The sequence below is a fragment of the Roseofilum reptotaenium CS-1145 genome (genome assembly GCF_028330985.1).
GTDB classification, from domain to species: domain Bacteria; phylum Cyanobacteriota; class Cyanobacteriia; order Cyanobacteriales; family Desertifilaceae; genus Roseofilum; species Roseofilum reptotaenium.
The window spans coordinates 36,706-49,372 of the sequence record NZ_JAQMUE010000111.1; the positions used below are offsets into that span (position 1 = coordinate 36,706).

The following is a 12,667-nucleotide window of genomic DNA, read 5'->3' on the forward strand; positions in this document are numbered from 1 at the left end:
GATGAGTATCAATTCAGGAAAAAGCGAATCTGCCTTAAAACGAGCGCTTCGAGCTGTGGAAGATATGCAGTCGAAGTTAGAAGCAATGGATTATGCTCGTCGAGAGGCGATCGCGATTATTGGGATGGGTTGCCGTTTTCCTGGAGGGGTCTCTAGTCCGGAAACATTCTGGCATCTGTTATCAGAAGGAACAGATGCCATTACTGAGATTCCCCAAGACCGATGGAATATCGACGAGTATTACGATCCTGACCCGGAAGCTCCAGGGAAAATGTATACTCGCTATGGTGGATTTATCGAGGAATTAAAGGGATTCGATCCGGGCTTTTTTGGCATATCGGGTAAGGAAGCAACGTTCCTTGACCCTCAGCAAAGACTGCTCTTAGAAGTGGCTTGGGAATCGTTAGAACAGGCAGCCATTAATCCGGAACATCTAGAAAAAAGTTTAACTGGAGTGTTTGTGGGCATTTCTGGTAATGACTATACCCAAATTGCTGGATCGAATATTGAAGAGATTAATCCCTATCTGGCCAGCGGAAATGCCCATAGTAGTGCATCGGGAAGGCTATCTTATGTTTTAGGATTAACGGGGCCGAATGTGGCCGTAGATACGGCTTGTTCTTCTTCTTTGGTCACGGTTCACTTGGCTTGTATGAGCTTGAGAAATCAAGAGTGTAATTTAGCTCTGGCTGGAGGAGTCAACCGGTTGATTTCTCCTTTAACTCATATTAATCACTCCAGAGCGCGGATGCTTTCTGCCGATGGTCGATGCAAAGCGTTTGACGATAGTGCGGATGGATTTGTGCGCTCTGAGGGATGCGGAATGGTGGTGCTAAAGCGGTTGTCGGATGCCGTGCGCGATCGCGATAATATTTTAGCAGTTATTCGAGGTACAGCCCTCAATCAAGATGGTCATACCAGTGGGTTAACGGTACCGAATGGCCCTTCTCAGCAAGCCGTTATTCGTAAAGCGTTAGAAAATGGTCAGATCGATCCATCTGAAGTAAGTTATATCGAAACTCATGGTACAGGAACGTCCCTGGGCGATCCAATTGAAGCAGGGGCATTAGGAGCGGTTTTTGGCTCAAGCCATTCTCCAGAAAATCCCTTACGCATTGGCTCAGTAAAAACGAATTTTGGTCACGCAGAAGCAGCCGCTGGAATTGCTGGATTAATAAAAGTTGTTTTACAACTGCAACACCAAACGATTGTGCCTCATTTACACTGTCATCAACCCAGTTCTAAGATCGATTGGCAGCATTTTCCCCTGCAAGTTCCGATGCAACTCACGCCTTGGAGTGTTGGGGATAAACAGCGTCGTCTGGCTGGAGTGAGTTCCTTTGGCTTTAGTGGCACGAATGCTCATCTTGTGGTCGAAGAAGCGCCAGTTTCCTTGACTGAGACTCGGAAAGAAGAGCCTAAATCTCCTTATTATTTATTGACCTTATCAGCGAAGAGTGAACTGGCTCTTAATAACCTGGTTCGGTGTTATCAAAGCCATCTAGCAACTCATCCCGAATTAGAACTATCTGATATTGCCTATACAACCAATATTGGTCGCAGTCATTTGAATTATCGTCTGAGTCTGATCGCGTCTAATCACTCAGAATTAAGCGAACAATTGCGGCAATTCCCCAACGCAGAAGGGATAGGAATGTTTGTCGGAGAAGGTGCGAGTCAGGGAAATTCACCTAAAATTGCCTTCCTATTTACCGGTCAAGGTTCTCAATCTCTCCATATGGGCAAATCCTTGTATGAAACTCAGCCCGTATTTCGCCAAGCTTGTGAGGAATGCGACCAAATTCTTCGAGATGAGTTGGAATATTCGATTCTGGATGTCATCTCTGGAAAATCAAGCCAGGGTACGGAGGATTCATTATTAAATCAAACGGCTTATACTCAACCGGCTTTATTTGTCATTGAATATGCGCTGTGCCAATTATGGCAATCCTGGGGAGTTCAACCTCAAGGGGTGATGGGTCATAGTGTGGGCGAATACGTGGCGGCAACGATTGCTGGAGTGCTGAGTTTAGCAGAGGGTTTGAAGCTGATTGCTGCGCGAGGACGGTTGATGCAACAGTTACCGTCTGGTGGGGGTATGATTTCTGTGATGACATCGGAGTCTAAGGTACGAGACCGGATTTCCCCTTATGCAGAACAGGTAGCAATTGCGGCAATTAATGGCCCGGAAAGTGTGGTAATTTCGGGTGAGAATGAAGCGTTACAGGCGATCGCCACCACTCTAGAATCAGAGGGAATAAAAACAAAGCCGTTAGTTGTCTCCCATGCCTTCCATTCCCCATTGATGGAGCCAATGTTAAATGAATTTGCCGGAATTGCCCGTCAGATTCAGTACAAAAAACCACAACTGCCCCTCATTTCTAACGTCACGGGAAAACGGGCAGACTCCAGCATAACCACCCCTGAATATTGGGTCAACCACGTGCGGCAACCGGTGCGATTTGCTGACAGTATGCAGACCTTATATCAAGAAGGGTATGAGATTTTTCTCGAAATTGGCCCGAAACCCATATTGTTAGGCATGGGACGGCAATGTTTACCCCCAGATTGGGGAATTTGGCTCCCTTCTTTACGTCCTGGAGTAGAAGATGGGCAACAAATGCTCTCCAGTTTAGCTCAGTTGTATATCCGAGGCATAGAGGTGGATTGGTTGGGGGTTCATCGACACTCTGCACGCCAAAAAGTAGCGCTGCCGACTTATCCCTTTGAACGAAAAAATTATTGGATTGAGGTCAAAGAAGAAAAGCGCGATCGCTCTAATCTAGCTTCAAGTCCCATTTTGAATCTGATCGATCGAGGGGAGGTGCAAGACTTAATCGAGGAACTTAATTTAGCCGCTATTTTTAGTGCAGAAGAAGCGGAAGTTCTACCGAAAGTGTTAAGTCTCTTGATTGATAGGCATCAGAACCATCTTCAGTTCAAAGGAAATATTGTTCATGATTATTATAATTCGGCGATCGCCCTCACTCAAGAGACAAGAGATACAGGAGCAGTGCAGCAGCGATCGCTACAGTTTCTGACGTTTGGTATTTTCCCAGAAATTGTACCCGATTTTTCATGGGTTAAGCTCTGCGTTACTCCAGATCTGGAGCGCGATCCATTGTACCCGATGGCACTCAAAGCTCAAGAGAAACTCAGAGAACTCTGTTTTTCCCAAGTTGATTTTTCTGCCTGTCAAACCGTTTTAGATTTTGGCTGTGGGTATGGTTCAGATATCATTAGTCTGGGACAAAAACATCCTCATCTGCAATTAAATGGCTATACGATTTCCAGCGAACAAGCTAAATTTGCTACCCAACAAGTGAAGGGCTATGGTTTAGAGAAGCAAATCAAAGTCTTTAATCGAGATAGCAGTAAAGACGAGTTTCCCAATCACTACGATCTTGTCTTTGGATTTGAAGTCGCCCATCATATTAAAGAAAAATCCAATCTATTCTCCAATATCAGTCGGCATATGTGCGAAAATGGCTGGTTAGTCCTGGCCGATTTTATCGCCCATGGAGAAGTCGATATCGATCATGAAGAAACCTCTTCTTATTTTATTACCAAACACCATTGGGTTGAGCAACTTTCCCAACATCAACTCCAACTTACCGGGTTTATTGATGTGAGTCGGGAAATTGCCAATTTTCTCTATGCTCCAGATTTTGAAGAAATTCTGCATGAACTTTATGCAGAAAATCCAGATGATAATGTCAGAGCAGCATTCCAATCTTATAATCAATTGGGTAAGTTACTCGAGAGAAAGTTGGGAAGTTATGTGTTATTAACTGCGAGAAAGTGTGAAACGCGATCGCTAGAAGAATTACGGTTATTGAACCAAGACGCGTTTAACCATCCGGTAGTTTATTCGGAAGTTGAACCGGAGGAATGGGTGTATGGGTTAAGTTGGGAGCGTGATGAAATTACTCCAAGGGATGGAGAACGAGAGCCTGTAGGAAAGTGGTTGATCTTGGCCAATAAACCGGAAATCAGGCAACCATCAGCTCCCTTTTTAAGTGATAGCTGTATTTGGGTCTCTCCTGGTCTGACGTATCAGCAATTAGAGGATCGAGATTACCAAATTAATCCCCAAGAACCCGATCATTTTCATCAGTTACTCAAGGCAGTTAATAGACCCGAATCTCCTCTGCAAGGAGTCATTCATCTTTGGAGTGTGCAAACTTCAATTGATGAGTTAGACGCATCTCAAGAACTCAGTTGTCTGAGTACTCTCTATCTGGTTCAAGCCTTAGTTTCCCAAACGCAATGGTCTGGAAGATTACTCCTGGTAACCCAAGGCGCTCAAGCTGTAGATCGTGACTCTTGGGTGCAAAACCCCCAACAAGCATCCCTTTGGGGGTTAGGGAAGGCGATCGCCTTAGAACATCCAGAACTTCAGTGTCAATGTATTGATTTAGACCCCAAAATAGAGGTATCACAATCCTTACCTTTTCTAGCCACAGAATTGTGTCATCCAGATGAGGAAAACCAAATTGCCTTTCGCAACCGTGTCCGCTATGTTCCGAGGTTAGTCCACCGACGCAAGTACTCTGAATCTGAGGCTCAAACCTCCCTTACTTTACGCTCGGATGCCACTTATTTAATCACGGGAGGATTGGGAGGATTAGGGTTAAATGTAGCTCAATCTATGGTCAAACAAGGAGCTAAATCTCTCGTTCTCACTGGGCGTAATCTTCCCTCTGCTCAAGCCAAAGAAATCATCACTCAACTCAAAGAAAATGGAGTGCAAGTTTCAGTGATACAGGGAGATATTTCCCGACGGGAAGATATTGCTCTGATTTTGGCTCAAATCGAGTCTTCTCTTCCTCCATTAAAAGGGCTTGTCCATGCAGCAGGAGTCCTCGAAGATGGGGTCATGCAAAATATGAGTAAAGCACAATTGACGAAAGTCATGGCTCCTAAAGTACAAGGCAGTTGGTATTTACATGAACTCACGCAAAAGATGACCTTAGATTTCTGGATTTGCTTTTCTTCAATTGCTTCTTTATTCGGGTCATTGGGTCAAGGTAACTATGCAGCAGCCAATGCATTTATGGATGGATTGGCTCACTATCGGTGGGGGTTAGGATTACCTGGATTAAGTATTAATTGGGGAGTATGGGGCCAATCCGGAATGGCGGCTCGTTTATCCCAGGAACAGCAAGAGCGAATTAAGATGAGCGGAATGGGCGTGATGCTACCCGAAAAAAGCTTGCAGGTGCTGTCTGAGTTATGGTCAGAAGCCAGCGGACAAGTTGCCGTATTTTCTGTTAACTGGTCTGAGATTTTTGCTAACCTTCCGTCTGGGGTAAACCTGCCGGTCTTACAGAACTTTGAGTCAGGACGTTCAACTCTAGAACCCGAACTTTCTTTATTGGAGTCCTTGAAATCTGCATCAGCACCAGAACAAAAAACGCTCCTCATTGATTATCTACAGCATCAAGTGGCACGCGTTCTAGAAATGCCAGTGACTCAAATGGATATCCATCAATCTCTAACGATGATGGGAGTTGATTCTTTGATGGCAGTTGAATTACGGAATCGATTTAATACTCAATTAAAAGTTGATGTCCCCATTACTCGGTTTATCGAAGGGGTAACTATTGCTACTTTATCGGTTGAGATCGAGGAGCAAATTTTTGCGGAAGCTGACTTGGGCGATCGCCCCTTCTCCGATCCGATCGCGGATAACTCTGTTAATCGTATACAAGGAACCCTATGAACTTAGTTGAATTTCTTCAAGATCTCTCAATTCAAGGTTGGAAACTTTGGTCAGACAATGGAGGATTGTCCTATGATGCTCCTGGCGATCGCTCCATTGATGCTGTATTAGCTCAACTCAAAGAACACAAAGATGAAATTCTACGCTTACTCCAAGAAAATCCAGGCATTTTGCAGGTTTATCCCCTGTCCTATAGTCAACAAGCCATGTGGTTTTTATGGCAATTAGCCCCGGAGAGTCATGCCTTTAATTCATCCTTAGCCCTGCGCATCTGTTCAACGGTGGATGTAGTCGCCTTACATCAGACCTGTCAAACTTTGCTTGAACGCTACCCGATATGGCGCACCATTTTTCCTCAGCGAGGTCAAGAACCGATTCAACAGGTCTTAGAGGATCGGTCTATCGATTTTCAGCCAATTAAGAGTTCAACGTTAACTGAAGAGCAGCTTAAAGCTCAAGTCATTGCCGCCCATCAAGAAGCATTCGAACTCCAACAAGGGCCCATTGTTCGAGTTCGATTATTTACTCGTGCGGAAAACGATCATGTCCTCTTAGTTACAACTCACCACATTGCGAATGATATTTGGTCGATTGATATTTTGCTGCAAGAATTGCCACAAATCTATCAAAGTATACAAGAAGGAGTCCAGGAAACCCTGCCTCAGATTCAATACTCGTATTTGGATTATGTACGTTGGCAACGCAACCTCTTAGCCAGCGATCGCGGCGAAAAACTGTGGAACTACTGGCATCAGAAACTAGCCGGTGCAAACGGTATACTCCCTCTGCCTTGCGATCGGCCTCGACCGCTTCAACAAACCTACAATGGAACATACCATCTGTTTACCCTTTCCGAAGACCTAAGCGCAAAACTTCAGGAACTCGCTCAACAAGAAAGTTCTACCTTATACATGGTTTTGCTGGCTGCTTATCAGGTCTTACTCTATCGTTACACCCAACAAGATGAGATTTTAGTCGGATCGCTAACATCTGGTAGAACCCAACCCGAATTTGCACCGATCTTTGGCTATTTTACCAATCCAGTCGTGATGAAAGCAAATTGTGCTGGATATTTGTCGTTTCGACAGTTTCTAGCGCAAGTTAAACAGACCGTTTTAGAAGCACTAGCTCATCAAGATTTCCCCTTTTCTTTGCTCGTCGAACGATTACAAGACTCCCGCGATCCGAGTCGTCCTCCCATTTTTCAAACCATGTTTGCCTTACATAAGCTTCAGCAGTCTCAATCCTTCCAAAACTTGATGTTGGGAGAAGATAAAACCTTGAACAATTGGGGAGGATTAGCCGTTAAGCCCTTTGATATTCCTATGGCTGAGGGGCAATTTGATTTAACCTTAGAAATCACAAAAACAGAATCCTCTTTGATCGGCATCCAAAAATATAATACAGATTTATTCGATCCAGAAACTATTGTGCGGATGGTGGGTCATTTCCAGGTGTTGTTAGCAGGAATTATCACGAACCCAGATTGTAAACTGTCTCAGTTACCTCTACTTACAGAAACTGAAAAACAAGACCTGATCAACATCAATCACGATCCCGCTAAAAATGAAGGTTTTGATTCATCCCCGATTCATATTTTAGATGCTTTTGGGCAACGGGTTCCCCTAGGAATAGAAGGAGAGCTTTATACCAGCGATCGCTCTTTGAGTTCTGAGCAGTCCAAGTCTTTCGACCATCCAGAATTGGGTCGTTTATACTCAACTGGAGAATGGGGAAAACGCTCGGGGAATGGAACTTTAGAACGACTGGGAGAGGTGAAACGGATCGTCTCGGTTAAAGGACGAAGAGTGAACTTGCAAGCTGTAGAAGAAGCACTACACTCCCTCGCGGACATTCAGCAGTGTTCTGTGTGCGGCGATCGCCAAGGAGAGTTAGTGGCTTATATCGTGCCCTCTAATCCTCTATCCCTATCATCTATTGAGTTACAGATCAAGTCTGAGCTACCTGTAGAGCTTCAACCCTCGGTCCGTATTCCTGTGGTAGCCTTGCCTTACACTCAGCAGGGTAAGATTGACACAGATCGTTTAGCGCAGTTAGAGGCGATCGATTCTGAGTTGGTTGAACAGTGGCAAGAACAACTCGATAAAATTTCGAGTATCGAACAAGTTGCTGTTGTCATAGAACCGAAAAAATTTGCGCCTCCATCTCTCCTCCATTTATGGGATCTTCTACCGGAAGATAACTTATCCATTTCTGAACCCGACGCATCTTCTGCGAGCGATCGGGTATCGTCATCTAAAAACAGTCATTCCCGCCTTAATATCCCAGCAATGAGTGAGGGTGGAGAATTACAGTTTCCAGAAAAAGCTCCTCAAAACTTATCTGAAGCCTTGATTCAAGCTGCACAAAATCCTTCGGAGACAGGACTCATTTACCTGAATGCGGATGGCTCGGAAGAAAGACAATCTTATACTCAGTTGCTGCACCAGGCACAATGCATTTTAGCCGGCTTGAGACAACGGGGTTTGAAGCCTCAAGACAAAGTTATTTTTCAGCTCGAAAACTCTCAAGACTTTATTCCAGCATTTTGGGGATGTGTGTTAGGGGGATTTATTCCTGCTCCCTTATCGTTTCCAGTCAATTCTGACTGGAGTAAATTACAAAATACTTTGGAATTATTAGAATTCCCTTTAGTCTTAACCACTCGAAACCATAGCAGAACTTTAGAAAAGTGGGCGCAAGAGTTAAAATGGTCTAACGTTCAAGTCGCCACCTTAGAAGATCTACAAACTGGTAAGGCCGAAACTGACTATTATTCCAGTCAACTGGATGAATTAGCCTTACTCATTCTCACATCAGGCAGCACCGGAAAACCCAAGGGCGTTATGCTCACCCATGGAAATATTCTGAGCCGCAGTGAAGGAGCCAAACGTTGCCATGAGTATAGTTCAAAAGATGTTTCTCTCAATTGGTTTCCTTTAGATCATGTGGTCGGTTTAGTCATGTTCCATATCCGAGATGTATATCTCGGTTGTCAGCAAATTCAAGCCCATATTAATATGGTTCTCAATCATCCTGTTACCTGGATAGATTGGTTAGAGAAATATCAAGTTACCGTAACTTGGGCCCCAAATTTTGCTTATGGTTTGATTAATGCACAATCTGAAGCAATTGAGCAAGGTCATTGGGATTTATCTTCTGTGCGCCATATGATTAATGGGGGGGAAGCGATCGTTGATAAGACTGCACGACAGTTTATGCAATTACTGACTCCACACCAATTGATAAAAACAGCAATGAAACCAGCTTGGGGAATGTCAGAAACCAGTTCAGGAATCGTGTTTTCTAAGGATTATACTTGGGACGGAGAACGGGAAGATATGCCTTTTGTCGATCTAGGGCTTCCTATTTCTGGAGTCTCTCTAAGAATTGTCAATGAGCAGAACAAACTCCTTGAAGAAGGGGAAATTGGTCAGATTCAAATTCAAGGGGTGACTGTCACTCAAGGGTATTATAACAATCGAGAGAAACAAGAAGAAGCATTTACTCCCGACAGTTGGTTTAAAACGGGAGATTTAGGTTTTCTTCAAGAGGGTCGGTTAACGATTACGGGAAGACAGAAAGATGTGATTATTATTAATGGGATTAACTATTATAGTCATGAAATTGAAGCAGTTGTTGAAGAGTTGGAAGAGGTAGAAGTTTCCTATACTGCCGCTTGTGGAGTTCGTCAACGCCAAGATGATAGCGATCGGTTAGCTGTGTTTTTTAGTCCTAAGAACTTGAGCGATTCAGAGAAAATACAACTGCTGAAAAAAATTCGGACTCAAGTGATCCAATCGATGGGAATTAATCCAGATTTTTTGATTCCAGTTCATTCAGAAACGATTCCGAAGACGGCTATTGGTAAAATTCAGCGATCGCAGTTAAAACAGCGTTTTGAAGCGGGAGAGTTTAAGCCGATCTTAAAACAGGTGGATTTGCTGCTTGAAAATCAGAACACACTACCCAATTGGTTTTATCGGCAAATTTGGCAACCCAAAGCAGTAGAAGGGGTTTATCTTCAGCCCCACAAGGGTTTAACACTCATCTTTTTTGAGGGTGAAGGATTAGCCCGTGGGTTAGTAGAGCAATTGACGAAACATCATCAATCCTATATCCAAGTCATTGCCGGTTCTGAGTTTACTCAAATCGATGAACAGTGCTATTCTATTGCTCCGGATCGCCCAGAGCATTATCAGCAACTTCTGGAGTCTGTATCCATTCAGGATTGTCCGATTGCTCAAATCATTCACCTAGGGCAATATCACACTCAAACCCAAGAAATTAGTAGCACGGAGGAATTGGAAGCAGCACAAGAGCAAGGATTATATAGCCTCTTGTTTCTCTCTCAAGCTCTGGAAAAAAATGGAAATCTAGACCAGCCCCTACAGTTGTTTTGGGTCACAAGTTTGACTCAAAGGGTAGAGCCGAGCGATCGCATTGCTCCTGAAAAGGCAACCGTTTTAGGGTTGGTGAAAACTCTACCTCAAGAAATCCCTGGATTCGCTTGTCGCCATATCGATCTATCGGTAACCGACACTGAAGAGGAGCAGAAAACCGATTTGTGGCAAGAACTCTGTACAGTTTGTCCAGATGTGGAAATTGCGTATCGCCATGGCAAACGATATACTTCCGGTTTGCAAGTTGTCCCTTGGGACTGGGGAGATAAACCTCAACTGCCCTTTAAACCCGGAGGCACTTATCTCCTCAGTGGTGGATTAGGTGGCATCGGGGTAAAAGTGGCTCAGTATCTTTTACGGACCTATCATGCTCGACTCTTATTGGTGGGGCGCACCCCTTTACCATTACTAACCTCGGAAAAACAGGACACTTATCAACAGTTACAAACTTTGCCAGGAGAAGTCATTTATCAGGCGGTTGATATTGCTCATGAGCAACAGGTACACCAAGCGGTTCATTCGGCGATCGCTCTATGGGGAAGTCCACTCGATGGCGTAATTCATCTGGCAGGAACCCTACAGGAAAAGCCTGTCTTATCCGAGACTCAAGCGAGTGTGGCTGAGGTGTTGCGTCCCAAAGTTTTAGGAACGTGGGTGTTACATCAATTGGTTAAAGATCATCCAAAGAGTATATTTATTCACTTTGCTTCGGTGAATGGATTTTTAGGGGGATCGACGGTAGGCGCTTATGCTGCCGCAAATAGTTTTCAAGGGGCATTTAGCGAATATCAAAATGCCCAAACTCCCGTGCAAAGTTATGGCTTGGCCTGGAGTATGTGGGATGAAATCGGTATGAGTCAAGGCTACCAGATGAAAGAGCTGAGTCAGGCAAAAGGATATTGTGCGATCGCCCCTTCTCAAGGACTGACCTCCCTGCTCGCCACCCTATCTCAACCTCCCGGCTATTGGTTTATTGGACTCGACTCCACCAAACCCTATATCCAGTATTTGCTCTCTAACTGCCAGAATTTACAACAGTTAACCGCCTATTTTACGTCCGGGGAAAAATGGGCCGTCAATCCATGGCAAGATCTACAAGTGCGCGATCTCCTAGGAACCCTTACCCACTGTGAAGGCGTGCAACTCGAAGAAATGCCCTTAACAGAAACCGGTGATATCGATCTCCGGCAACTGCTGGGGAGCAACTTGAATTCCAAAGACCCCCAAAATCAACAACCGCGCACCCCCACAGAACATCAACTGGTGCAAATCTTTGAAGCCGTCCTCAAGGTTTCTCCAGTCGGAATTTATGACAACTTCTTTGAATTAGGCGGCCATTCCCTACTGGCAACTCAGTTAGTCTCCCGTATCTGCCAAACCTTTGAAATTGATATTCCTTTAAACCTAGTCTTTCAAAGCTCCACTCTTCTGGAACTCGCTGAACGAATTGATGGCATTTGCACGTTACTCGTCGATGCCCAAGTCAATCCCACTGAAGATTTACAACCCGGTGAAGAAGAAATCGAATTATAACTCGATTGAGATGATTTACTCCTGTTCAATGTACGAAAAACAACCATGAAAACTCTGAGCTTACCTCCCTTATCTAACAGCCTAGAAGAAGCCCGCACACACTTTGAAGAATTTGGCTTTGCCTTAATTGCTAACGCCCTTTCCCCGGATGAAGTCAAAGAAGCCAAAGAACGTCTGATTGAACAAGCCAAAGCTGAACGAAAAGCCGGTGTTGCCATGATGGATAGTGGCGCAACATTTAACCCCAATGGCCCCAATCAACGCGTCTGGAGCTTAATTACCAAAGGCGAAATTTTTCGCCGAATTGCCATCAAAGAGGCCCCTTTAAATCTGATTCGAGATAGATTTGCCGCTACCAATGATGGCCCCATGCCAGAACCCTTTGCGGGTGAAGCTCTGTTATCTTCCTTGAGTGCCAATATTGCCTGTAAAGGAGGCTCCGCCATGCCCTTACATTTCGATCAGGGCTATTTACCGGTCACGCCCTATCCCATGGTGATTAACATGATGTGGATGCTCTCGGACTTCACCGAAGAGAATGGAGCCACCCTAATGGTTCCGGGTTCCCATAAACTCAAACCTCAGCAAGTGATGAAAGGACAAGCCATTCCTGTACCAGAAGAAGCTCCCGAACCGATCCCTGCTGTTGCTCCTGCGGGGACAGCGATGGTATTTGATGGCCGACTGTGGCATGGCACGGGAGTCAACAAAACCGATGAACCCCGCTATGGGATTTTGGCTTATTATTGTCGTCCCTTTATGCGTCAGCAAGAACATTTCTGGCTGACTCTCGACTGGGAAGAAGTCAATAGCTATGCTCCTGAATTAAAGGAACTCTTAGGCTTAAAAATGTGGGGGCCCCTTGGTATGGCAGGGAATGGAAAAGATGGCACGGTTCAAGAGGTTGGCGCTCCTGTTATCCGAGAGATGCATCGGTAATTCCCTGAAGTGAATCAGGGTTGGATCAATGAGTCATATTTGAGGTCATATTCTAGGGAGTGTCTGC

At 44.7% G+C, this 12,667-nt stretch carries 3 protein-coding genes; all 3 read left to right on the forward strand.

The window, feature by feature from the left end; translation table 11 throughout:
* Window position 1 precedes the first annotated feature (1 nt).
* The 3 genes from PN466_RS24585 to PN466_RS24595 are packed head-to-tail and all read left to right on the forward strand — an operon-like array spanning window position 2 to window position 12,600.
* Window positions 2-5,725 (forward strand): type I polyketide synthase, encoded by a 5,724-nt coding sequence (locus PN466_RS24585; RefSeq protein WP_271945060.1) that lies wholly within the window; start codon window positions 2-4, stop codon window positions 5,723-5,725.
* Window positions 5,722-11,661, forward strand: coding sequence for an SDR family NAD(P)-dependent oxidoreductase (locus tag PN466_RS24590; protein WP_271945063.1), 5,940 nt, complete (start codon window positions 5,722-5,724; stop codon window positions 11,659-11,661). Before PN466_RS24585 ends, PN466_RS24590 begins: the two co-directional genes overlap by 4 nt.
* Before the next feature lie 45 nt (window positions 11,662-11,706).
* Window positions 11,707-12,600 carry a phytanoyl-CoA dioxygenase family protein gene (locus PN466_RS24595; protein ID WP_271945066.1) on the forward strand — a complete coding sequence of 298 codons (894 nt, stop codon included), beginning with the start codon at window positions 11,707-11,709 and terminating at the stop codon, window positions 12,598-12,600.
* Window positions 12,601-12,667: the final 67 nt, after the last annotated feature.